Annotated in this window: 18 protein-coding genes; 10 read left to right on the top strand and 8 right to left on the bottom strand. The window is 66.3% G+C overall.

Annotation, left to right across the window (positions count from 1 at the left end; all coding sequences use genetic code 11):
- Nucleotides 1-288 precede the first annotated feature (288 nt).
- From C458_RS03025 to xacR, 7 genes are all read left to right on the top strand, one after another.
- The gene (locus tag C458_RS03025) at nucleotides 289-1,668 is read left to right on the top strand and encodes a diaminobutyrate--2-oxoglutarate transaminase (RefSeq protein ID WP_008573094.1); all 1,380 of its coding nucleotides are present in this window, start codon (nucleotides 289-291) and stop codon (nucleotides 1,666-1,668) included.
- Complete coding sequence (locus C458_RS03020) at nucleotides 1,665-3,221, top strand: aspartate aminotransferase family protein (RefSeq protein WP_008573092.1); 1,557 nt, start codon at nucleotides 1,665-1,667, stop codon at nucleotides 3,219-3,221. Before C458_RS03025 ends, C458_RS03020 begins: the two co-directional genes overlap by 4 nt.
- Nucleotides 3,218-4,999 carry an IucA/IucC family siderophore biosynthesis protein gene (locus tag C458_RS03015; RefSeq protein ID WP_008573090.1) on the top strand — a complete coding sequence of 594 codons (1,782 nt, stop codon included), beginning with the start codon at nucleotides 3,218-3,220 and terminating at the stop codon, nucleotides 4,997-4,999. The genes C458_RS03020 and C458_RS03015 overlap by 4 nt, the downstream gene beginning before the upstream one ends.
- Complete coding sequence (locus tag C458_RS03010; protein WP_008573088.1) at nucleotides 4,996-5,637, top strand: GNAT family N-acetyltransferase; 642 nt, start codon at nucleotides 4,996-4,998, stop codon at nucleotides 5,635-5,637. The genes C458_RS03015 and C458_RS03010 overlap by 4 nt, the downstream gene beginning before the upstream one ends.
- Complete coding sequence (locus tag C458_RS03005; protein WP_008573086.1) at nucleotides 5,634-7,007, top strand: lysine N(6)-hydroxylase/L-ornithine N(5)-oxygenase family protein; 1,374 nt, start codon at nucleotides 5,634-5,636, stop codon at nucleotides 7,005-7,007. The genes C458_RS03010 and C458_RS03005 overlap by 4 nt, the downstream gene beginning before the upstream one ends.
- An 8-nt stretch (nucleotides 7,008-7,015) precedes the next feature.
- Nucleotides 7,016-8,854 (top strand): IucA/IucC family siderophore biosynthesis protein, encoded by a 1,839-nt coding sequence (locus C458_RS03000; protein ID WP_008573084.1) that lies wholly within the window; start codon nucleotides 7,016-7,018, stop codon nucleotides 8,852-8,854.
- A 607-nt stretch (nucleotides 8,855-9,461) separates the two neighbouring features.
- Nucleotides 9,462-10,217: an HTH-type transcriptional regulator XacR gene (gene xacR, locus C458_RS02995; protein WP_004041114.1), complete on the top strand. Its 756-nt coding sequence runs from the start codon at nucleotides 9,462-9,464 to the stop codon at nucleotides 10,215-10,217.
- 291 nt (nucleotides 10,218-10,508) lie between these two features.
- On the opposite strand, the gene C458_RS02990 is transcribed toward xacR, so the two are convergent.
- Nucleotides 10,509-11,957, bottom strand: coding sequence for a 2,5-dioxovalerate dehydrogenase (locus C458_RS02990; protein WP_008573082.1), 1,449 nt, complete (start codon nucleotides 11,955-11,957; stop codon nucleotides 10,509-10,511).
- Between the two features lie 156 nt (nucleotides 11,958-12,113).
- On the opposite strand from C458_RS02990, the gene C458_RS02985 reads away from it, so the two are divergent.
- Complete coding sequence (locus C458_RS02985; protein WP_008573079.1) at nucleotides 12,114-13,352, top strand: xylonate dehydratase; 1,239 nt, start codon at nucleotides 12,114-12,116, stop codon at nucleotides 13,350-13,352.
- A gap of 261 nt (nucleotides 13,353-13,613) precedes the next feature.
- Here C458_RS02985 and xacK read toward each other — a convergent pair whose 3' ends face one another.
- The 6 genes from xacK to C458_RS02955 form a co-directional block, all read right to left on the bottom strand.
- Nucleotides 13,614-14,765: a xylose/arabinose ABC transporter ATP-binding protein XacK gene (gene xacK / locus C458_RS02980; protein ID WP_049897095.1), complete on the bottom strand. Its 1,152-nt coding sequence runs from the start codon at nucleotides 14,763-14,765 to the stop codon at nucleotides 13,614-13,616.
- 2 nt (nucleotides 14,766-14,767) lie between these two features.
- Entirely contained in the window at nucleotides 14,768-15,931 is a 1,164-nt protein-coding gene (xacJ, locus tag C458_RS02975; RefSeq protein ID WP_008573075.1) for a xylose/arabinose ABC transporter ATP-binding protein XacJ, read from the bottom strand.
- Between the two features lie 3 nt (nucleotides 15,932-15,934).
- Complete coding sequence (gene xacI / locus C458_RS02970) at nucleotides 15,935-16,864, bottom strand: xylose/arabinose ABC transporter permease XacI (RefSeq protein WP_008573073.1); 930 nt, start codon at nucleotides 16,862-16,864, stop codon at nucleotides 15,935-15,937.
- 2 nt (nucleotides 16,865-16,866) lie between these two features.
- Entirely contained in the window at nucleotides 16,867-17,820 is a 954-nt protein-coding gene (xacH, locus tag C458_RS02965) for a xylose/arabinose ABC transporter permease XacH (RefSeq protein ID WP_008573072.1), read from the bottom strand.
- Between the two features lie 54 nt (nucleotides 17,821-17,874).
- A complete protein-coding gene (locus C458_RS02960) occupies nucleotides 17,875-19,191 on the bottom strand; it encodes an ABC transporter substrate-binding protein (protein ID WP_008573071.1) in 1,317 nt (438 codons plus the stop codon).
- A gap of 318 nt (nucleotides 19,192-19,509) precedes the next feature.
- Nucleotides 19,510-20,274: an L-arabinose 1-dehydrogenase gene (locus C458_RS02955; protein WP_004041122.1), complete on the bottom strand. Its 765-nt coding sequence runs from the start codon at nucleotides 20,272-20,274 to the stop codon at nucleotides 19,510-19,512.
- Nucleotides 20,275-20,373: 99 nt separating this feature from the next.
- On the opposite strand from C458_RS02955, the gene C458_RS02950 reads away from it, so the two are divergent.
- Nucleotides 20,374-21,135, top strand: a complete 762-nt coding sequence (locus C458_RS02950; protein ID WP_192815225.1) for an SDR family oxidoreductase — start codon at nucleotides 20,374-20,376, stop codon at nucleotides 21,133-21,135.
- 136 nt (nucleotides 21,136-21,271) lie between these two features.
- Complete coding sequence (xacC, locus tag C458_RS02945; RefSeq protein ID WP_008573068.1) at nucleotides 21,272-22,147, top strand: pentonolactonase XacC; 876 nt, start codon at nucleotides 21,272-21,274, stop codon at nucleotides 22,145-22,147.
- Between the two features lie 24 nt (nucleotides 22,148-22,171).
- Here the strand turns inward: xacC and C458_RS02940 are convergent, their stop codons facing one another.
- Entirely contained in the window at nucleotides 22,172-23,149 is a 978-nt protein-coding gene (locus C458_RS02940) for a D-xylose 1-dehydrogenase (protein ID WP_008573066.1), read from the bottom strand.
- Nucleotides 23,150-23,153: the final 4 nt, after the last annotated feature.

The raw sequence follows: 23,153 nt of genomic DNA, 5'->3' as shown, positions 1-23,153 counted from the left end.
CCCCCGCTCATGGAGGTGTTCAGCCGAGCGAAAGCGAGATGAGTCAGCGGCGGGGCGGGGCGGACCCCGGCACGCGACCGACCACCGGCCCCGTCCGTCGGAAGAGCACCCAACTGGACCGTGGGACCGGTCGCCGCGAGTCGGTCGTCGCGGCCGACGAGCGGTTGCGCTGTCCTGAAATTTTCACTAAAAATCTTATTGCAGTAAACCTTTTGTGTTTTTAGGCCGGCCTAAAGAATGTATGCTCGACAGCGATAGACCGACGACGAATCAACGGAGGGAAGCGCGATGACCGACCCGGCAGCCGGCAACGAGGCGTTGCTCGAACAGCAGGCCGCCCGCGAGTCGAGCGCGCGGACCTATCCCCGACACCTCCCGCACGCGATACGGGAGGCCTCGGGCGTCACCGTCACCGACATGGACGGCGAGGAGTACTACGACTGCCTCGCGGGGGCCGGCACGCTCGCGCTCGGACACAACCACCCGAGAGTGGTCGAGGCGATGGAACGCGTCCTCGCGGAGGACCGCCCGCTCCACACCCTCGACATCACGACGCCCGTCAAGGAGCGGTTCGTCGACACGCTGTTCGACAGCCTCCCCGACGAGTTCGCTGACAGCGCGCGGGTGCAGTTTTGTAGCCCCGCCGGGACCGACGCCGTCGAGGCCGCGCTCAAACTCGTCAAAACCGCGACGGGCAACCGGAGCGTTCTCGGGTTCCAGGGCGGCTACCACGGCATGACCAACGGCGCGCTGAGCCTGATGGGCGACACCGACCCGAAGGAGGACGTGCCCGGCCTGATGCCCGACGTACACCACCTTCCGTATCCGTACGAGTATCGGTGTCCGTTCGGCGTCGGCGGCGACGAGTGCCACGAACTCGCCGCCCGGTACGTCGAACGCACGCTCGACGACCCCGAAAGCGGTATCACCGAGCCCGCGGGGATGGTGGTCGAACTCGTGCAGGGCGAGGGCGGCGCGATTCCCGCGCCCGACGACTGGACCCGCGAGATTCGGCGGATGACCCGCGAACGAGACATCCCGCTGGTCGTCGACGAGATTCAGACCGGTCTCGGCCGGACCGGCGAGCTGTACGCCTTCGAACACGCCGACATCGTCCCCGACGCGGTCACGCTCTCGAAGGCCATCGGCGGGTCGCTCCCGCTTTCGGTCGTCGTCTACGACGAGTCGCTCGACGTCTGGGAGCCGGGTGCGCACGCCGGCACCTTCCGGGGGAACCAGCTGGCGATGGCCGCCGGCATCGCAACCATCGAGCACGTGCTCGAACACGACCTCGACGACCACGCCGCGCGCATGGGCGAGCGGCTCCGCGGTCACCTCGACGCGACCGAGCGCGCCCACGACGCCGTCGGCGACGTTCGCGGCCGCGGGCTGATGCTCGGCGTCGAACTCGTCGACCCCGCGGGTGAACCCGACGCCTGCGGGCGCTACCCGGCGCATCCGGACCTCGCTGACGCCGTCCGCGAGGCGTGTTTCGACCGCGGTCTCATCGTCGAACTCGGCGGCCGCCACGGGAGCGTCGTCCGGTTTCTCCCGCCGCTCGTCGTCAGTCCGAGCGACGTGGACGCCATCGGGAGCATCTTCGCGGACGCCGTGGAGGCCGCAATCGAGGACGTCGACGCCGACGGCCGCCGGGAGGTCGCCGCATGAACGGCGTGGGCGATGTCGACGGCGTCGATGAGCGCCGTGACCCGCGACCGGACGCCGCGAAGTGGTTCCTGAGCGGCGACGACGACGACCGGGCGCGCTACCGCGACGCGATGCGGCGGGCGTGCGACCTCGTCCTCGACGAGTTCGCCGCGGAGGCGACGCCGTACTCGGGGGCGACGCCCGAAGAACTCGACGACGCGCTCGCTCGGTTCGAGATGCTGCCCCACGAGGGCGACGGCGTGGTCGCGGCGCTCGACCGTACCGAACCAATTCTGCGGAACTCGGTCGGCGTCTCCGACCCGACCTGCATCGCGCACCTCCAGTGTCCGCCGGCGATTCCGGCGCTCGCGGCCGAAGTGCTCCTGACGGCGACGAACCAGTCGATGGACTCGTGGGACCAGAGCCCCGCCGCGACGCAGCTCGAACGGCGGTTCGTCGGGGAGCTGTGCGACCTGTTCGGCTACGAGGACGGCGACGGCGTGTTCACCAGCGGCGGCACGCAGTCGAACTTCGTCGGCCTGCTCCTCGCCCGCAACAAGGTCGTTTTGGAGGAGTACGGCGTCGACGTCCAGCGCGAGGGGCTGCCGCCGGAGGCGCGGGACCTGCGTATCCTCTGTTCGGCCGACGCCCACTTCACCGCCACGCAGGCCGCTTCGCACCTCGGCCTCGGTGAGAACGCCGTCGTCACCGTCCCGACCGACGACGACCGCCGCCTGTCGATGGCGGCGTTCGACGAGGCGGTGGCGGACCTCCGCGACCGCGGGAAGCGCCCGTTCGCAATCGTCGCCACCGCGGGGACGACGGACTTCGGGAGCATCGACCCGTTAGGCCCGCTGGCCGACCGCGCGGCCGAACTCGACTGCTGGTACCACGTCGACGCCGCGTGGGGCGGCGCGCTCGCCCTGAGCGACGACCACGCCGACAAACTCGCCGGTATCGAGGCCGCGGACTCCGTCGCAGTCGACTTCCACAAGCTGTTCTACCAGCCGATTAGCTGCGGCGCGGTGCTCGTCCGCGACGCGTCGGCGTACGACCTCATCGACCGCAACGCGGCCTATCTGAACCCGGAGCGCGACGACGACGCGGGCGTGCCGAACCTCGTCTCGAAGTCGGTCCAGACCACCCGGCGGTTCGACGCGCTCAAACCCTTCGTGACGATGCAGGCGCTCGGCCGCGAGGGGCTGGCGTCGATGGTCGAGTACACCATCGACCTCGCCGACGACGCCGCGAGGCTCGTCGAGGCCGACCCCGACCTCCGTCTCGTCCACGACTCCGACCTGAACGTCGTCGTCTTCCGGTACGTCCCCGACCGGGAACAGGAAGACGACCCGGCCGACGGCCCGAGCGCCGACGACCTGAACGAGGCCATCCGCGACTCGCTCCTCGATAACGGCGAGGCCGTGGTGGCCCGCACCACCGTCGACGGCGAGACCTGCCTGAAACTGACGCTCCTGAACCCCCGAACGACGCGCGAGGACCTCCGAGCCCTCCTGCGCGAGATTTCGGCCCGCGGAACCGCTCTCGAACCGACGACCGACGACCGACACGCATGAACCCGAACGACACAGCCGAGTCAGCGACGATACACAGCTTCCTGAACTGCTACCTCCGGGAGACCGGCGACTACGCCGTCGTCCCAGCCGGGGACGTGCCGGTCGAGGCGGACGCCGAGGTAGTCGTCCACGCGCCGCTCTCTCAGCAGGGCGTGGACCTCTACGTCCCGCTTTCGTACCGCTCGCCGACGGGTCGCCACCAGTTCGACCTACCCGGCGTCTACCGGCTTCCCGATGGCGAGACGTTCCCCCTCGACTACACGGTGCTCGTGACGCTCGTCACGACCGAACTCAGACTCGACCGCGACGACACCGGCGCGGCCGACGAACTGCTCCTGCGGGTCGTCAAGAGCTGCCAGAACATCGAGCGGTTCGTCGAGGCCCGGCGCGACGACGAGGAGCGACTGTACGGCTTCGACACCACCTTCCGCGACGCCGAACAGTCGCTCGTCTTCGGCCACCCGCTCCACCCGACGCCCAAGAGCAGACAGGGAATCCCGGCCCACGAGTCGCGGAGCTACGCGCCCGAACTCCGCGGGTCGTTTTCGCTCGCGTACTTCAGCGCCGACCCCGAGTTCGTCTCGCAGGACTCCACTCGCGAGGAGTCGGCGGCCGAGTGGGTCAAGTCGGCCCTCCGCGCGGACGAGTCGGTCCCCGAGTCGTTCGTCACCGAACGCGTCGAGGGCGACGAGGTGTTGCTTCCCGTCCACCCGTGGCAGGCGGACTACCTCCGGGCGCAACCCGAGGTGCGGGCGCACCTCGGCGACGGCCTCGAATACGTCGGCCAAGTCGGCCGGGAGTTCTACCCCACCTCGTCGGTGCGGACGCTGTACGCCCCGGACGCGCCGTTCATGGTCAAGGGGTCGCTGAACGTCAAAATCACCAACTCCGAGCGGGCGAACAAGCGCCCGGAACTGGAGCGCGGCGTCGCCATCACGGAACTGCTGGACACCGAACTCGGCGGCGACCTCGACTCCCGCTTCCCGGCGTTCGACATCGTCCGCGACCCGGCGTATCTGACGGTCGACCTCTGCGACGGCGAGTCCGGCTTCGAGACGATCCTGCGCGAGAACCCCTTCCGCGGCAACGCGGCGGCGAACGCGACGCCCGTGGTCGGCCTCTGTCAGGACCACCTCGGAGACGGGTCGTCGCGGCTGGCGACGCTCGTGGAGGGCATCGCCGACCACGAGGGACGGGCCACTCCGGCGGTCGCAGAAGACTGGTTCAGACAGTATCTCGAACTGTCGGTCCGGCCGGTGCTGTGGCTCTATCTCGAACGCGGGCTGGGCGTCGAGGCCCACCAGCAAAACAGCGTGCTGACCCTCGACGGCGGCTATCCGGAGACGTTCCGCTACCGCGACAATCAGGGCTACTACCTCCCCGAGTCGATGTACGACGAGGTTGACGCGCTCCTGCCGGGCATCGGCGAGCGCGCCGACACCGTCTGTCCGGACGCCGTCGCCGACGAGCGCATCCGGTACTACGTCGTCATCAACAACGTCTTCGGCCTCGTCAACGCCTTCGGGACGGCCGGACTGGTGGACGAGCGACGCCTCCTGGGCGTCCTCCGCGACGAACTCGAATCGCTTCGCCGGTACGACCGGCCGTCGTCGTCGCTGCTCGACGACCTCCTCACCAACCCGACGATTCCGTGCAAGGCGAACCTGCTCACGCGGTTCCACGACATGGACGAACTGGAGGGGTCGCTGGCGAACCAGTCGGTGTACGCCGACATCGACAACCCGCTCGTCACGGAACTGGAGGTGCCAGCGCCATGACCGACGCACCGGCGACCGCGACCGCGAACGCGGCGACTGCCGACGCGGGCCGCGAGTACGCCTACCGCGTCCGCGACGAGTCCATCGACCGGACCATCGCCTTCGCGGAAGTCGACCCGGCGCTGGACGTCGACCGCCTCCACGCGTGGCTCGGCTCGGACCACGTGAAGCCGTACTGGCAACTCGACCTTCCGAAGCCGGCGTTTCGGGCGAAACTCGACGAGAAGTTGGCCGACGACCATCTCACCCCGTACGTCGGCCTGCTCGACCACACGCCGATGAGCTACTGGGAGACGTACCGCGCGGCCGACGACGTGGTCGCAGACTGCTACGACGCCGCCCCCGGAGACCGCGGGGTCCACCTGCTCATCGGGCCGCCGGAGTATCTCGGACACGGCTACTCGATACCGCTCTTGCGGGCGATGACGGCGTTTCAGTTCCGCGCGACCGACGCGACCCGCGTCGTCAGCGAACCGGACGTGCGAAACGAGCGGGTCATCCACGTCTTCGAGCGATGCGGCTACGAGCCGCAGCGACGCATCGACCTCCCGGACAAGGAGGCCCTGCTGATGCACTGCGAGCGCGACCGGTTCTTCGACACGGTGGCCGAGAATGCGGAGACGGAGGTGAGCCGATGAGCGAGCCCCGCGTCCACGACGTGGTCGGAATCGGTCTCGGCCCGTTCAATCTCGGACTGGCGGCCCTGCTCGACGGCGCGCCCGAGGACGTGGACGCGGCGTTCCTCGAACGGGACGCCGAGTTCGCGTGGCACGAGGGGATGCTCATCGAGGGGACGACCCTCGAAGTCCCGTTCCTCGCGGACCTCGTGACGCTGGCCGACCCGACGAGCCCCCACAGCTACCTCAACTACCTGCGGGAGACCGGCCGCATCTACGAGTTCTACTTCTACGAGACGTTCCAGATTCCCCGGCGGGAGTACAACGACTACCTCCGGTGGGTGGTCGACCGACTCGACGCCTGCCGGTTCGAACGCGAAGTGACCGAGGTCCGCTGGGACGACCGCGAGGAGTGGTACGCGGTCACCGCGCGGAATCCGGACACCGGCGACCGCTTCGAGTACCGCGCCGAGAACCTCGCGCTCGGCATCGGCTCCCGGCCGCATGTTCCCGAACACCTCCGTGGACACCCGACCGAAGACGTGTTCCACACGGCGCGGTATCGTGGTTCCCGCGAGCGCGTCGTGGAGGCGGACACGGTCACCGTCGTCGGGTCCGGGCAGAGCGCCGCCGAGGTGTTTCAGGACCTCCTGGAGCGCCAGCCCGACCACGGCTACCGGCTCGATTGGCTGACTCGCTCTGACGGGTTTTTCCCCATGGAGTACTCGAAGCTCGGCCTCCAGCACTTCACCCCCGAGTACGAGCGGTACGTCTACGACCTGCCGCAGGCGGTGAAAGACGACCTCGTCCCGAATCAGGACCTGCTGTACAAGGGCATCGACCCGGAGACGAGCGCCGAGATTTACGACCTGCTCTACCGGCGCTCTGTCGGCGGCCGCGACCCCGACGTGGGGCTGTTTGCGATGACCGAAGTCCGCGACATCGAGGCCGTCAACGACGCGTACGCCCTCGACTGTCACCAGTGGCAGGCCGAGGAGTCGTTCGTCCACGAGAGCGAGGTCGTAATTCTCGGGACGGGCTACGAGCGACCGATTCCAGCGTTCCTCGAACCGCTGGAAGACGCCATCGACTGGGACGAACAGGGGCGGTTCGGCGTGACCGAAGACCACCGGCTCGCGGTCGACGCGCCGGGTGACGTGTTCCTCCAGAACGCCGAGGTCCACACCCACGGCGTCGGCGTTCCGGACCTCGGGCTCGGGTGCTACCGGAACGCGAAGTTCGTCAACCGACTCGTCGGCCGCGAGGTGTATCCCGACGACGTCGACACCGTCTTTCAGGACTTCTCGGTGGCGCAGTTCCTCGACCACGCACCGAACGCTTCCCGCGCCGAGGGAAGCGAGACACCACCCACGCCGACGCAGGACGACTAACGATACCGATGAATCCGAACGACACCACGCTGCAGGACGCACTGGACCCGGAGGTCTGGGAGACGGTCGAACGCCGCCTCCTGACGAAGATGCTCGAAGAGTTCGCCTACGAGGAGATAATCGAGCCGCGGACGGTCGACGCCGGCGACGACCGCCACGGCTACCGGTTCGACCTCGGCGAGGTGAGCTACCGGTTCGAGGCCGCCGACCGGCTGATGGACAGCCTCCACGTCTACGGCGACACGGTCGAGCGGCGGGCCGACGGGACGTGGGAGTCGCTCCGCGACCCCCTTCGACTGCTTCGCGACCTCGGAGAGACGACCGACCTCGACGGCCTGACCGAAGGGAACCTCGTCCGCGAGTACAAGCGGACGCTGCTCGCTGACGCCCACATCGAGTCGCGAAAGCGGGACCGGGAGGACTTCGACCCGACGGACCTCGACTACGCCCGCCTCGAAGGCGAGATGGAGGGCCACCCGTGGATTACGTACAACAAGGGGCGACTCGGCTGGGGCTACGACGACTACAAGCGGTACGCGCCCGAGCGCAAAGCGCCGGTGACGCTCTCGTGGGCGGCGGTCCGCAAGGAACACGCGACGTTCGTCGGGACCGAGGCGGTCGACCACGACTCGCTCGTCAGCGGCGAACTCGGTGATCACTACGAGCGCTTCCGAAGCCGCCTCGACGCGAAGGGGTACGACCCGGACGCCTACTTCTTCATGCCGGTGCACGACTGGCAGTGGGAACACACCGTCGTCCCGCTGTTTCCCGACCACATCGCGGCCGGCGATATCGTCCCGCTCGGTGACGGGCCGGACGAGTACCTCCCGCAACAGTCGGTCCGGACCTTCGTCAACGTCGACGACGCCGAGAAACACCACGTGAAGGTTCCGATGCGGATTCTCAACACGCTCGTCTGGCGGGGGCTTCCCGGCGAGCGGACCGAACTCGCGCCGACGGTCACGGAGTACATCAAAGGCATCTACGAGCGAGACGACTTCCTCCAAGAACAGGGGTTGATTCTCCCCGGCGAGATTGCGGGGCTCAACTACGACCACGCGGACTTCACCGACATCGACGGGTCGCCGTACCAGTACCACGAACTGCTGGGCGCGGTCTGGCGGGAGTCCATCTACACGTTCCTCGAAGACGACGAACGGGCGATTACGCTCTCGTCGCTGATGCACGTCGACGGCGCGGGCGAGCCCTTCGTCTCGCGGCTGGTCGAGCGGTCGGGGCTCAGCCTCGACGAGTGGCTGGGCGAGTTCTTCGACACCGTCTTGCCGCCGCTGTTGCACTTCCTCTATCGCTACGGAACGGTGTTCTCCCCGCACGGCCAAAACACCATCCTCGTCGTCGAAGACGGCGTCCCCACGCGACTCGCGGTCAAGGACTTCGCGGACGACGTGAACGTGAGCGACCAGTCGCTCCCGGAGTTGGAATCGCTCCCCGACGACGTGCACGACGTGCTTCGGAAAGAGCCGCCCGAAGGGCTCTGTCAGTTTATCTTCTCCGGGCTGTTCGTCTGCGTCCTCCGGTACGTCGCCGACGTGCTCGAAGAACACGAGTCATACCCCGAACGGGAGTTCTGGACGCACGCGCGGCGCGCGATTCTCGACTATCAAGCGCAGTTCCCCGAACTCCAATCGCGGTTCGACCTGTTCGACCTGCTCCGACCGGAGTTCACGAAGCTCAGTCTCAACCGGAACCGCATCTTCGACTACGGCTACGACGACTCCCCCGGTCGTCCGCACGCTTCCGAACACGGAACGGTGACGAACGCGCTCTACGAAGTCGCGGACGAGCGACCGGACGGCGCGAGTCAGACGGGCACGGCGGACGACTGACCCGCTGAGCGGACTCGAAACGTCGGCTCCGCCGACTGCCCTCCCCACTACCGAGTCACCACCGCGGAGCTAACCGTTCGTCCTCGACTACGCGTCACGACGAGCGAGGGCCGTGGAACCGAACGATGGGGGCAAACCGATTTGAAAATGTCCATCAGACACACGATTACAGCATGAGACGGCATCTGCGTCCGCTAGTCGCGGCCACATATCCGAGACGAAAACAGCGCACGCAGGCACAAAAATAGACACCGACAAGGACTGACAGAACCTCAAACCGGTGGTTACGGAAGATTCGAACAGCACCGGGAATTGTTTCGTCCAAGAAAGGGCAGAGAACAAGTGGCGAGAGACAATCGTGAAATGAGGTGAGACCGACAATTGACCACGGTCGATATTGTGGTATATGGGAACTATTATCGAGAGGCGAATAGTTGGTGGACCGACAGTAGTGACGTGATGAGCCCCCGTTTCGAGAGACGGGTGACAGCGGGAGCCGGTCGACCGAAGCACCCAGACCGGGGAGCCTCTAGAGAAACGTCCGCGTTCACCGCACCACCGTTCTCCCGACCAGAACACTTATTCAGATACTTGATAACGAATAATCATGGACGCCAAACACCCGGTTCGAACCACCGAGAAGACGCTGGCACTGGTCGAGGAGTTGATGCAGAAAGGACCCTGCGGGGTCACGGAACTGGCCGGCGACCTCGACATGGGAAAGAGCGCGGTCCACAACCACCTGACAACGCTCCAGAAACACGGGTACGTCCTCAAGGACGGCGACGACTACCGCGTCGGGTTGAAGTTTCTCGAAGTCGGCGGCCACAGTCGGAAGTCGATGGAAGTGTATCAGGTCGCCGAGCCAGAGGTCAAATCGCTCGCCGCCGACACGGGCGAACTCGCCAACCTCCTCGTCGAAGAACAGGGGATGGGCGTCTACCTGATGCGAGCGAAAGGCGACGACGCCGTGGACCTCGACACCTACGCGGGCCTTCGGACGAACCTACACACGACGGCGCTCGGGAAGGCGATTCTCGCGAACCTCCCGGAGTCGCGGGTGGACGAGATAATCGAGCGTCACGGGCTCGAACAGAAGACGCCGAAGAGCATCGGCACGCGGCAAGAGCTGTTTCAGGTGCTCGAAGGAGTTCGCGAGCGAGGCTACGCCATCGACGACGGCGAACGTCTCGAAGGCCTGCGCTGTCTCGCCGCACCCATCAAATCCTCGTCCGGCGAGGTGCTCGGAGCCATCAGCGTCTCCGCTCCGGCTAGCCGCGTCAGCGACGAAGACCTCCACGGGGCGCTTCCCGAACGCGTCCTGAGCGCGGCGAACGTCGTCGAACTCAACATCAACTACTGACGCCCCTCGTTCGCTATCTCGGAACAGCAGCAGCCCCACACGAATCATCGACGCAGGACCGTATTAACGTAGTTCCCGACGGACGATGACGATAGACGATTACACGAGTACGCTTGTAATTTTCACGACAATAGTTCCGTCAATGCTATTCTGATATAGAGAATGGGGAGGTATCGAGCCGGAACGACAGCATCGGCGGGGGTGGGACACGAAGGAGGAGAGGAGAGGAGAGGGGGGAGCAAAATAACGAGGTGATGGCAGACGGTCGCCGTCGGCGACCGAGTGGGACGCTCAGTAGCTGTCGTAGACGGTCTTTTCGATGGTGTAGAAGTCGAGACCGGCGTCGCCCTGCTCGCGCCACGTCTCGGACGAGGAGCGCTTGAACCCGCCGAAGGGGACGTGGAGTTCGAGGCCGGTCGTCTTGTCGTTGACCTTCACCACGCCGGCTTCGACCTCGTCGACGAAGCGGTTCGCCTCGGTGTGGTCGTCGGTGACGATACTGGCCGACAGGCCGTAGTCGACGTCGTTCGCGACCGCCAGCCCCTCGTCGAAGTCGCTCACTTCGATGACGGCGACGACCGGGCCGAAGACCTCCTCCTGTGCGATGCGCATCTCGGGGTCCACGTCGGTGAACACCGTCGGCTCCACGAAGTGACCCGTCTCGACTGCCTCTCCCTCGGGGACGCCGCCGCCGGCGACGAGCGTCGCGCCCTCGGCCTCGGCGATGTCGATGTATTCGAGCGTCGAGGAGAGTTCGGACTCGCTGACCTGCGGGCCCATCTCGTGGTCGGTACCGGGGCCGACGTCGAGGGACTCCGCGCGGTCGACGAGCTCGGCCACGAAGTCGTCGTACACGTCCTCGTGGACGATGGCGCGGGAACAGGCCGTACACGACTGGCCGGTGGTTCCGAACCCGCCGTTGGCGACGATGTCGGCGGCTTCGGCGGGGTCCGCGGAGTCCGCGACGAGCGTCGGGTTCTTCCCGCCGAGTTCGGTCTGGACGCGCTTGCCGGCGTCTGTGGCCTGCTCGTACACCATCTCACCGACTTGACTGCTGCCGGTGAAGGAGACGAGGTCCGTGCCCTCGTTGCCGATGAACTCGCTGCCGACCGAGCTACCGGGTCCGGTGACGACGTTGAGGACGCCGTCCGGGAGGCCGGCCTCGTCGAGCGCGCGGGCGATTTCGATGACGACGCCGGGCGCGATGGAGGCGGGCTTGAGGACGACGGTGTTGCCGGCGGCGAGCGCCGGGACGAGCTTCCACGCCGGAATCGCAATCGGGTAGTTCCACGGCGTGATGAGCGCCGCGACACCCACCGGCTCCTGCCGCGTGTAGAGGTTCGTGTTCGCCCCGCTCGCACCCTTCTTCGTGCCGCCGAGGTCGGCGGCCTTCGACGAGAAGTAGTGGAAGATGTCGATGGCGCGCTGTACCTCGCCCGCCGCTTCGGGCCGCGCCTTCCCCTCCTCGGCGATGAGAATCTCCGTCAGTTCGTCCTTCCGCTGGGCGAGGAGCGTCCCCGCCTCGCGGAGGATGCGCCCGCGCTCGGGGCCGGGCGTGTTTCGCCACTCGTCTTCCGCCGCGACGGCGGCATCGACGGCCGCCGCGGCGTCGTTCTCGTTCGAGTGCTGATACGCCGCGACCACTTCGCTCGGATTCGCGGGGTTCGTCACCTCGGTCGTCTCGCCGGTCTCCGAGGTCACCCACTCGCCGTTGACGTAGTTTTTACTAGGGTCCGTCATCGGGTACACGTTCTGTCTTCCGACATACAACTCTTGCGGAGCTGTCACTATTTGTTGGCTGTCGACGAGGGGGCGAGTTCGGGAGCGCGCGTCGGGGTGAGCGACGGACTACCGACCCACACACTTTTGTAGTGGCTTTCGAGATATACGTGCGCAATGGTTGAGCAAGCGAAGCTTAGCGACCCGAACGCGGAGTACACGATGCGCGACCTGTCCGCGGAGACGATGGACATCACGAATCCGCGAGGTGGCGTCCGCGACGCCGAGATTACCGACGTACAGACGACGATGGTCGACGGGAACTACCCGTGGATTCTCGTCCGCGTCTACACCGACGCGGGCGTCGTCGGCACCGGCGAGGCCTACTGGGGCGGCGGCGACACCGCCATCATCGAGCGGATGAAACCGTTCCTCGTCGGCGAGAACCCCCTCGACATCGACCGCCTCTACGAGCACCTCGTCCAGAAGATGTCCGGCGAAGGCTCCGTCTCGGGCAAGGTCATCTCCGCCATCTCGGGCATCGAAATCGCGCTCCACGACGCCGCCGGAAAGCTCCTCGACGTGCCCGCCTATCAGCTCGTCGGCGGGAAGTACCGCGACGAGGTGCGCGTCTACTGCGACCTCCACACCGAAGACGAGGCCAACCCGCAGGCCTGCGCCGAGGAGGGCGTCCGCGTGGTCGAGGAACTCGGCTACGACGCTATCAAGTTCGACCTCGACGTGCCCTCGGGCCACGAGAAGGACCGCGCGAACCGCCACCTCCGCAACCCCGAAATCGACCACAAGGTCGAAATCGTCGAGGCCGTCACCGAGGCCGTCGGCGACCGCGCGGACGTGGCGTTCGACTGCCACTGGTCCTTTACCGGCGGGAGCGCCAAGCGCCTCGCGTCCGAGCTAGAAGACTACGACGTGTGGTGGCTCGAAGACCCCGTGCCGCCGGAGAACCACGACGTGCAGAAGCTCGTGACACAGTCCACGACGACGCCCATCGCGGTCGGTGAGAACGTCTACCGGAAGTTCGGCCAGCGGACGCTGCTCGAACCGCAGGCGGTGGACATCATCGCGCCCGACCTGCCCCGCGTCGGCGGCATGCGCGAGACGCGGAAGATTGCCGACCTCGCGGACATGTACTACATCCCCGTGGCGATGCACAACGTCTCGTCGCCCATCGGGACGATGGCCTCCGCGCAGGTCGCCGCGGCCATCCCGAACTCGCTTGCCCTCGAATACCACTCCTACCAGCTCGGCTGGTGGGAGGACCTCGTCGAGGAGGACGACCTGATTCAGAACGGTCGCATGGAGATTCCCGAAAAGCCCGGCCTCGGGCTGACGCTCGACCTCGACGCCGTCGGAGAACACATGGTCGAAGGAGAGACGCTCTTCGACGAGGAGTAACGCGACACCGAGAGCGAGACTGTCCCACAGCGGCCGCGACAGCCTGACAGACCACACCCATAACCCGGACGCACCACCGCGGGCGAGAACCGTGAGCATCTCTCGCCCCGCGGCGCGCCCGCCGCGGCCGCTTTTTCACTCGCCGGAGTTCGAGACCGGAGCGACGCGACTCGCGGTTGCAGTCGCGACGCTGACGGCAGATAACCTGACGGCTGACAGCGGCGCGCGAACCGCGGACGAAAAGGAAACCGCGGTGACCGGTCAGTTCGAGACGAACGCGTCGATGGCGCGGTTCGACGGGAGCTCTCGGTTCTTCAGCGCGTCGCCGGTCTCCCCGTCGAACAGGTGAATCGCGTCTTCGGGGAACGAGACGGTCGTGCGGTCGCCCGCTTCGACTCTCGACTGTCCGGTGGTGGTCGCGGTGAACTGGGTCCCCTCGTCCCCGTCGACGAATCGCAGGTGGACGGTGTTCTCGTTCCCCTGCGGCTCGACGACGACGACTTCGGCGCCGAAGGTGCGCTGGCCGGAGCGCCGCTCGCCAACGGTAACGTCCTCGGGTCGGATGCCGAGCGTGAGGCCGCTCGCGCCGCCGAGTTGGTCTCTGGTCGCGCCCGAAAGCGGGTAGTCGAAGCCGCCGCCGCGGAAGGTGTCGCCCGAAAGCGACCCGTCGAAGAAATTCATCGACGGCTCGCCGATGAAGCCCGCGACGAACAGGTTGTTCGGCCGATGATAGCAGTCCAGCGGCGTGCCGACCTGCTGGAGTTCGCCGTCGTCGAGGACGGCGACGCGGTCGCCCATCGTCATCGCCTCGGTCTGGTCGTGGGTGACGTAGACGGTCGTCACGCCGAGTTCGCCTTGCAGGCGCTGGAGTTCGGTCCGCATCTCCGCCCGCAGTTTGGCGTCCAAGTTGGACAACGGCTCGTCCATCAGGAACACCTCGGGGTCGCGCACGATGGCACGCCCGAGTGCGACCCGCTGCTGCTGACCGCCCGAAAGCTGTCCGGGTTTGCGGTCGAGCAGGTCGCTGATGCCGAGCATGTCGGTCGTCTCCTCGACCCGCTTTCGTATCTCGTCGTCCGGCAGGTCGGTCGACTCTTCGAGGCCGAACGACATGTTCCCGCGGACGCTCTTGTGCGGGTACAGCGCGTACGACTGGAACACCATCGCGATGTCCCGGTCCTGCGCGGACACGCCGTTGAGAACGCGGTCTTCGAGTCTGAGTTCTCCCTCGGTGACGGTTTCGAGCCCCGCCATCATCCGGAGCGTCGTCGATTTGCCGCAGCCCGAGGGCCCGACGAGCACGAGGAACTCCCCGTCGTCGATGTCGAGCGATAGCTCTTCGACGGCGACGATATCGCCGCCGCCCTCGTCGGTGTACACCTTCGTTACGTCGTCGAGTGTCAATCGTGCCATGGCTACTGTTCGAGTTGTGTGAAGTCGGCTTCCTGGTCGTGACGGCGGTTGTGCACCGCGGTTCCGGTCTCCGCGTCGAACACGTGAATCTTGTCCGGCGGAATCGTCACCGTGACGCGGTCGCCCCGCGTGACGAGGTGCATCCCCGCCGTGACCGCCTGCAGGGCGTCGTCGGCGGAGGGCTGGTCCGGGTGCGAGAGGTGGAGGACGTTCTGGTCGCCGTGGGGCTCCACGACGGTCACGTCCATCCGGAGTTCGTGGTCGTCGAGCGCGGCGTCGGCGGCGGTGTCGTCGGTCGTCGCGTCAACGACCTCGACGTCTTCGGGGCGAATCCCCAAGACGAGGTCCTCGCGGCCGCCGACGGACTCCAGCACGTCCGCGTCGAGCGGGTACGAGAAATGCTCGCCGACGAACGTCGACTCCGAGCGCGTCCCGCGGATGAGGTTTATCATCGGCTCGCCGATGAACTCCGCGACGAACAGATTGTTCGGCTCGTGGTAGCACTCGAAGGGCGAGGCCACCTGCTGGAGCTCGCCGTCGTCCATGACGGCGATACGGTCGGCCATCGTCATCGCCTCCGTCTGGTTGTGGGTGACGTAGACGGTCGTGACCGCGAGTTGGTCTTGCAGGTTCTGGAGTTCGGTCCGCATCTCCGCCCGCAGTTTAGCGTCCAAGTTGGACAGCGGTTCGTCCATCAGGAACACCTCGGGGTCGCGCACGATAGCACGTCCGAGGGCGACCCGCTGTTGCTGGCCGCCCGAGAGTTCGTCGGGTTTGCGGTCGAGCAAGTCGCTGATGCCGAGCGTCTCCGCGACCTCGACGACGCGCTCGTCGCGTTCTTCAGACGTGTATCCCTCCTCTTCTTCCAGCCCGAACCGGATGTTCTGCCGGACGGTCATGTGGGGGTACAGCGCGTAGTCCTGAAACACCATCGCGATGTCGCGGTTCTGCGGGACGCGGTAGTTCATGTGGTCCCCGCCGATGTAGATGTCCCCGCTGGTCGGGGTCTCCAAGCCGGCGAGCATCCGGAGCGTCGTCGATTTGCCGCAGCCCGAGGGACCGACGAGCACGAGGAACTCCTCGTCGTCGATGTCGAGCGAGAGGTCGTCGACGGCGACCGTGTCGCCGAAGCGCTTCGTCAGGCCGGTGAGTTGAATCTGTCCCATGGGTCAGGCCTCCGTGCGAAGTCCCTTCGCGAACTGTTCGGCGAACGCGACGTACAGGATGAGCGTCGGAACCGCCGCGAGGAACGCCGCGGACATCCTGATACCGAAGTCGATGCCGGAGGTCGACGCCCCGATTGCGGGCAGCACCAGCGTGACCGGTGCCGCGGGCGCGTCGGACCCGGTGACGAGCGTGAACGCGAAGAGGAACTCGTTGTAAATCTGCGTGAACTGGTAGATGAACACGACGCCGAACATCGGCTTCGAGATGGGCAGGATGACGCGCCGGTAAATCTTCGTGATGCTCGCGCCGTCGATTTTCCCGGCCTCCACGAGCGAGTTCGGGAGGCTCTGGTAGTACGACCGGAACAGTATCGTACAGATGGGAATCCCGTAGGCGATGTGGGTGATGACGAGCGGCACGAGGTCGGCGTGGTAGCCCTGGAAGAAGGGTATCGACGCCACCATCGGCTCTAGCATCCGCGCGAGCGGGAAGATGTTGTTCCAGAAGCGCGCGAGCGGGACCAACACGGCCTGATAGGGGACGAAGACGCCGACGACGAACAGCATCAGCATACCCATCTGCGCCCGCCAGTTGACCATCGTGAGGCCGTAGGCGGCCATGCTCCCGAACAGGACGCTCCCGATGGTCGCCGGAATCGACATGATAAGCGAGTTGAAGAACGACCCCGAAAGCTGTTCGAGGGCGAACTGGATGTTCCCGAGGGTGAAGCCCTCACCGACCGGCGGCGCGAAGGGAAGCGAGCGAGCGACCGACTCGTTCGTCTTGATGGCGGTCATGATTCCCGTCTCCAGCGGGACGAGGAAGAACCCGAGGAAGAACACGACGAGCGCGTACTGGGCGACGCGTCGGAGGTTCACGTCCTCGACGAGCGATGCGATGTCGAAGCTGCCTGTGGATGACGACTGTGACATGGTCAGAGACTCCCCTGTTTGTACTGGTAGTAGAGGTACGGTCCGATGACGCCGAGCGCCATGATGAGAAGCATGGTCGCGATGGCGGCCGAGTAGGCCCACTCACCGAACTTGAACGCGCGGCGAACCATGAGCGTCGCCAGGATGTCCGTCCCGTTCGGCGGGCGGTAGCGGCCGACGAGGGCGTACAGGAAGGTGAAGGCCTTCAGCGCGAACACCATCAGCACGACGGCCGCGCTGACGGACGCCTCCTTCAGTTGCGGGACGATGATGCGGAGGTAGGTCCGGGTGATGCTCGCGCCGTCGACGCGGGCCGCCTCGAACTGGTCGTCGGGAATCGACTGGAGCCCCGCGAGGTAGACGACCATCGTGTACCCGCTGAACTGCCAGATGAGGGCGAATATCACCGCGCCGAGCGCGATTGATGGATTCCCCAGCCAGTCCACCGGATTGAACCCGAGCGTCGTCACCACGAGGTTGAGGATGCCGCTTTCGACGTTGAACATCCAGAGCCACAGTTGCGCGGTGACGACGAACGAGAGGCTCATCGGGAGGAGATAGACCGTCTGGAACTTCTCGGAAAAGCGGATGCCGTGGTCCAACAGGATCGCGAGGAACAGGCCGAGTACCAGACAGATAGTCGTAAAGCCTACGAGGAGGACCAGATTGTTCTGCGCGGCGGCGATGAACGCGTCGCTCGACAGCGCCTGTGCGTACATCTCCAAGTCGAGCGTGGAGTAATCGGGAGTCCCGAGGCCCTCGTAGTCCGTAAACGAGATGGCGAAGTTGTAGCCGATGCCACCGTAGACGGCGATGCTCATGAGGACGAACGGGATTCCCCAGTACGGCGCGGAGCGGACGAAGTCGCTGTTGAGGAAATACCGGAGCTTCGACTCCCACCCGACCGCCTCGTCGGCCGCGTCAGAAACGTGCTCCGTGTTATCGTGTGTAGCCATGGATATACCTATATTTTATTTGTGTATACTGAGGGTGAAGTTTCAGCCGAGGTCTTACTCCGAGACCGCTTCGATGAGCGCGTCGGCGGTGGCTTCGACCTTGAACGGCCCCATGAAGTTGTCGCCGAAGGCGGTCTTACACGCGCCCATCGTCTTGGGCGTGACGGCGAGTCCGTGGGCGATAGTCGGCGGGTACGCCTCCGAGTCGGTGAGGTCCTCGTAGGTCATCGCGAGGAAGTCGGTCAGTTCGCTCGGGTCGATGTCGGTGCGGAGCGGAACCGACCCCTTGGGGTTGTTGAAGGCGATTTGCGCCTCCTTCGTGCCGACGAACTTCTGCCACGCGATGGTCTCCTCGCGGCTCGGGTTGTTGCTCGGTGCGACGATTGAGTCGACGTGGTAGAAGTAGATACCTTCCGTTCCCGGGAACGGTATCCAGTCCCACTGCTCTTTGTAGTTGAAGCTGTCGTCGGCGCGGAACATCCCGTACACCCAGTTGCCCTGATGGATGGTCGCCGCGTTCCCCGAGATGACCTTCTGGCCCGCCGTCGTGAAGCTGATTGACGAGGCGTCGGCGGTGATGTAGTTCTCGTTGATGGTCTTCAGCGCTTCGAGCGCCTCGACGACGGCCGCCCTGTCGGGGTTGCCTTCGATGAAGTTCGTGTACGCCTCGACGCCGCTCTGGCTCGTCAGAATCTGCGCCCAGAGCTGGAGGTTCGTCCACGGCGCGACCATCGCCTGCGCCATCGGCGTCACGTCCGTGTTCTGGTCGATGGCTTCGAGCGCGTCGAGGAGCGCGTCGACGCTGTCGAGGCTCGACGCGTCGATGCCGGCCTCCTCGAACACGGCGGTGTTGTAAAACAGATTGTTCATCCGGTGGGAGCCGATTGGGACCGCCGGCATCTGGTCGTTGAACTTACACAGTTCGACCGCGCGGGCCTGCATGGTGTCTTTGAACCCTTCGGCGTCCCACACGTCGGCTTCGAGGTCCATGAGCGCGCCCGAGTACCGTTCGAGGTTCTTGCCCGGCCAGTTAGCGAACGAGCTCATCGGGTTGTTGTTCGCGAGTCGCCGGAGAATCGTCGCGTTGAGGTTCACGTTCGCGCTCGCGCCGACCGCCTGGAAGTTCGTATCCATCTCGGGATGCTCCTCCTCGAAGGCCTCGATGAGCGCGGTGACCGCCGCCTCGCCGTCGCCGCCGGCCCACCCGTGAAGCACTTCGAGCTGCGAATCCCACGAGCTACCGGAACTGCTCCCGCTCGTCTCGGTGTCGTCAGTGGAACCGCCGGAACCGTTCCCGTTTCCGCTCTCGGTGCTCTCCGTCTCGGTTCCGCCACCGCCGGTACACCCCGCGATGCCAGCGGCCGCACCCACGGTCAGGGCCTTCAAATATTTCCGACGGTTTACACTTTCATCGCTACTGTCATGCTCGACCATGTAGTACCCATGTTAGCTACCCACATATATAGGTTGTGGATGGCAGATGATGATATAAGAACGGTGGGTCCCAGCAACGCGCTGCGCGATGAATTCGCCCCGAGAACTACCGAGCGAGAACCTGAACGCTCCTTCGAGAGGCGAACGAGATGCCGTGCGGGGTCGTGCGTCGTCGCCCGCGACACCGACTCGCAGTAGCAGTGCGTCGGCATCGACGAACGTCACTCCACGGTCGCTCAGCCACCTCCCTCTCGCTCACTCCACGACGGTCGCCGAGTTATCTCGCGGGCGGTAGCCGATGGCGCGCATCGTCTCCGTGAGCGAGAGATATCGGTCGTCGTTCGCCGAGATGAGGTTGACCGCGAGCGGCGAATCGGGGAGCGACGCCTCGACGGCCCGGCGCATCCCCTGTTCGCAGTCGCCGGGGCTGAGCCACATCGCGCGGACGTAGCGCGCGACCGACTCCTCTTCGTCCATCTTCTCGCGGACCTCGTCGGCCGTCAGGAGCCATCCGATGCGGAGATTGAGCACTTCCAGTCCGTGTCGGTCCGCGTAGTAGTTGCCAAGCGCCTCACCGAACACCTTGCTCACGCCGTAGTACGAGTCGGGGCGCGGCGGGTCCGACACGCCGACCGCCTCGGCGTCGGCCGCCAGCGTCTCCGGTCGGGTCGCGTCCGCGATGTTGTACATCTGGTGGACGTGGTTCGTGCTGGCGAAGACGAGTCGGTCGATATCGGCCGCCAGCGCCGCCTCGTAGACGTTGTACGTGCCGCCGATGTTGACCTCGTAGACGCTGTCCCACGCCGCGTCGGGGTTCGGGTTGGCCGCGAGGTGGACGACGATGTCGTGGCCCTCGAACGCCTCCGTCAGCGCGTCCTCGTCGCGCACGTCGAGGATGACGCTGTCGAGTCCCTCGCGCTCGCGATGCGTGATAGGCGTCACGTCGTGGTCCGACGCCAGCGCTTCGACCGTGACTCTCCCGACGTTACCAGCCGCTCCGGTGACCGCAATACGTGCCATACGATGACAATCGACGGAAGTCTAATAAACGTGTTCCAAGCGTCCGTCGCCAGATTCCCGTGGGGAAACACGTATGCGGCAGGGTCACAATCACGGCGTATGGTCGACCGACCAACCGCTTTGGAAGACCCGCTCGACGGGCGGACGGCGCTCGTCACGGGTGCGAGTTCGGGAATCGGCGCGGCGACCGCGCGCGTGCTCGCCGAGGACGGCGCGGACGTGTGTCTCGCCGCCCGCAGAGTCGAACGACTGGAATCGCTCGCGGACGAGATTCGCGAGGCGACGGACGCCGCCGTGAGCGTCGTGCCGACGGACGTGACCGACCCCGACGCGGTCCGGGCGGTCGTCGACGCGACCGTCGAGCGGTTCGGTTCGCTCGATATCGTCGTCTGCAACGCCGGCCTCGGCATCGACAAGCCGGTCGCGGAGCTGACCGACGAGGAGTACCGCCTGATGACCGGCGTCAACGTCGACGGGATGTTCTTCACGGCGAGAGAGGCGATTCCGCACCTCGAAGCGTCCGAGGGCAACCTCGTCTTCCTCGGGAGCATGTCGGGGAACCACCCGCGGCCGCACAACCCGGTGTACGCCGCGACGAAGTGGTGGGTCCGCGGGTTCGCGTCGAGCCTCCAAGGGGCCGTCGGTGAGGAGAACGTCGGCGTGACCTGCGTCAATCCGACCGAGGTTCGGACCGAGTTCGGCTCCGAGAGCGGCGAGACGCTCGAAGCGTCGTTCGAGGAGGGCGAAGTGACGGAGGCGATAGAGGTGGCCGACGCCGTCGCCTACGCGGTCCGCCAGCGGTCACCGAACACGGTGCTGTCGCTCGACCTCTATCGGCGCGACAAGCTCTCGCACTTCTGAGCGGCGCGGGGGTTCGGGGGTGCGACGGCACGGCGACACGGGGCGCGGTGGCGTAGCAGCACGGCGACGCTGCGCCGCCGCGCCGCGCCCCGAACCGAGGAAAGCGTATTTTGCGGTCGGTTCCGAACGGTTGCTCATGACCGTCACGAAAGTGGTCGACACGTCGTGCCGACTCGGCGAGGGTCCGGTCTGGCACCCCGACGAAAAGCGGCTGTACTGGGTAGACATCGAATCCGGGCGACTCCACCGCTACGATCCCGAGACCGGAGCGCACGACCGTCCGGTCGAAACGTCGGTCATCGCCGGCGTGACGATACAGCGCGACGGGTCGCTCCTAGCGTTCATGGACCGCGGTCGCGTCGGGCGCGTCGTCGACGGCGAACTCACGGGAGTGACCGAAATCGTCGACTCACCGACCCGGTTCAACGACGTCATCGCTGACCCCGCCGGGCGGGTGTTCTGCGGGACGATGCCGTCAGATACGGCGGGCGGGCGGCTGTTCCGCCTCGACACCGACGGAACGGTGACGACGGTCGAAACCGGCGTCGGAATCCCCAACGGGATGGGTTTCACCCGCGACCGCGAGCGGTTCTACTTCACGGAGACCGAGGCCCACACTATCTATCGGTACGCCTACGATGAGGAGACGGGAGCGGTCTCGGCCCGCGAGCGGTTCGTCGAATCGCCGGAGACGCCGGGGCTACCGGACGGCATGACGGTCGATTCGGCGGGGCACATCTGGTCGGCCCGCTGGGAGGGCGGCTGTGTGGTCGAGTACGACGCCGACGGCACCGAACTCGACCGGTTCGACGTGCCGACGGAGAAGGTGACGAGCGTCGCCTTCGGCGGGACCGACCTCGATTCGCTCTACGTGACGACCGCCGGCGGCGACGGGGACGGGAGCGCTGGCGAGGGCGACGAGAGCACCGGCGACGCTGCGGGCGCGCTGTTCCGCCTCGACGTGGCGGCGACCGGGCGGCCCGAGTTCCGCTCCGACGTTCGGTTGGGATGAGTCGAAACGGACAGCGGCGGGCGGTCAGTCCACCTCGACTGCGGCCCCGGTCTCGGCGCTCTCGTAAATCGCGTCGATGGTCCGCATGACCGACACGGATTCCTCGCGGTCGACGCGCGGCGTCTCGCCGGTCTCGACGGCGCGGGCGAACGCCTCGACCTCGCGGCGGTAGCTGTCTGTCGGGTCGAACGTCTCCGTGACGACGCGGCCGTCGGTCGCGTAGGTGAGTTCGGCCGCGGCCGTCGGGTCGACGTTGAACGCGGGGTTCGCCTCCAGCCAGCCGTCGGTGGTCTGGACGCGGTAGTACTGCGTCTCGGGCGTGTCGAACGACGATTCGACGCGGGCGGTCGCGCCGGAGTCGTACTCCAAGACGCCCGACATCCGGGTGTCGACGCCGCAGTCGCGCGTGTCGGTCGTGGTCGCGTACACCCGGTCGGGCGTCCCGAGGAAGAGTCGCGCCGCGCTGACGGCGTAACAGCCCACGTCCATGACGCTCCCGCCGGCGAGGTCGGGGTCGATGCGGATGTCGTCGGCCCCGTCGGGCAGGCGGAACGAGAAGTTCGACGTGACAGAGACGACCGCGCCGAGCTCCGACGCGACGAGTTCCGCGGCCCGCTCGGTCAGCGGGTGGAAGCGGTACATGAACGCCTCCATCAGCGTGACGCCCGCGTCCTCGCAGTAGTCGAAGACGGCGGCCGTCTCGTCGGCGCTGGCGGTCAGCGGCTTCTCGCAGAGGACGTGCAGCCCGCGGTCGGCGGCCGCGCGAACCCAGTCGGCGTGGAGGCCGTTGGGGAGCGGGATGTAAACCGCGTCGAGGGAGTTGTCGGCCAACAGCGCCTCGTAGCTGCCGTAGGCGGTGGGGATGCCGAGTTCGTCGGCGACGGCGCTCGCCCGCGCCTCGTCGCGGGACGCGATGGCGGCCGCCTCGTGTTCGCTCGCCTGCACCGCGGGGATGACCGATTTGACGCCGATGCCTGCCGTGCCGAGGATGCCGAACTTCATGCGG

The organism is Haloferax sp. ATCC BAA-644 (genome assembly GCF_000336975.1).
Lineage (GTDB): Archaea > Halobacteriota > Halobacteria > Halobacteriales > Haloferacaceae > Haloferax > Haloferax volcanii.
Note: the sequence above shows the minus strand (reverse complement) of the source record. Positions and strands in the feature narration are given on the sequence as shown.

Excerpts from the sequence above, each read along its gene's own strand:
- C458_RS03020 (WP_008573092.1), top strand. The coding sequence starts at position 1,665 with ATGAACGGCGTGGGCGATGTCGACGGCGTCGATGAGCGCCGTGACCCG.
- xacJ (WP_008573075.1), bottom strand. The coding sequence starts at position 15,931 with ATGGGACAGATTCAACTCACCGGCCTGACGAAGCGCTTCGGCGACACG.
- xacR (WP_004041114.1), top strand. The coding sequence starts at position 9,462 with ATGGACGCCAAACACCCGGTTCGAACCACCGAGAAGACGCTGGCACTG.
- xacC (WP_008573068.1), top strand. The coding sequence starts at position 21,272 with ATGACCGTCACGAAAGTGGTCGACACGTCGTGCCGACTCGGCGAGGGT.
- C458_RS02985 (WP_008573079.1), top strand. The coding sequence starts at position 12,114 with ATGGTTGAGCAAGCGAAGCTTAGCGACCCGAACGCGGAGTACACGATG.
- C458_RS02940 (WP_008573066.1), bottom strand. The coding sequence starts at position 23,149 with ATGAAGTTCGGCATCCTCGGCACGGCAGGCATCGGCGTCAAATCGGTC.
- C458_RS03005 (WP_008573086.1), top strand. The coding sequence starts at position 5,634 with ATGAGCGAGCCCCGCGTCCACGACGTGGTCGGAATCGGTCTCGGCCCG.
- xacI (WP_008573073.1), bottom strand. The coding sequence starts at position 16,864 with ATGTCACAGTCGTCATCCACAGGCAGCTTCGACATCGCATCGCTCGTC.
- C458_RS03025 (WP_008573094.1), top strand. The coding sequence starts at position 289 with ATGACCGACCCGGCAGCCGGCAACGAGGCGTTGCTCGAACAGCAGGCC.
- C458_RS02955 (WP_004041122.1), bottom strand. The coding sequence starts at position 20,274 with ATGGCACGTATTGCGGTCACCGGAGCGGCTGGTAACGTCGGGAGAGTC.
- xacK (WP_049897095.1), bottom strand. The coding sequence starts at position 14,765 with ATGGCACGATTGACACTCGACGACGTAACGAAGGTGTACACCGACGAG.
- C458_RS03000 (WP_008573084.1), top strand. The coding sequence starts at position 7,016 with ATGAATCCGAACGACACCACGCTGCAGGACGCACTGGACCCGGAGGTC.
- C458_RS02990 (WP_008573082.1), bottom strand. The coding sequence starts at position 11,957 with ATGACGGACCCTAGTAAAAACTACGTCAACGGCGAGTGGGTGACCTCG.
- xacH (WP_008573072.1), bottom strand. The coding sequence starts at position 17,820 with ATGGCTACACACGATAACACGGAGCACGTTTCTGACGCGGCCGACGAG.
- C458_RS03015 (WP_008573090.1), top strand. The coding sequence starts at position 3,218 with ATGAACCCGAACGACACAGCCGAGTCAGCGACGATACACAGCTTCCTG.
- C458_RS02950 (WP_192815225.1), top strand. The coding sequence starts at position 20,374 with ATGGTCGACCGACCAACCGCTTTGGAAGACCCGCTCGACGGGCGGACG.
- C458_RS03010 (WP_008573088.1), top strand. The coding sequence starts at position 4,996 with ATGACCGACGCACCGGCGACCGCGACCGCGAACGCGGCGACTGCCGAC.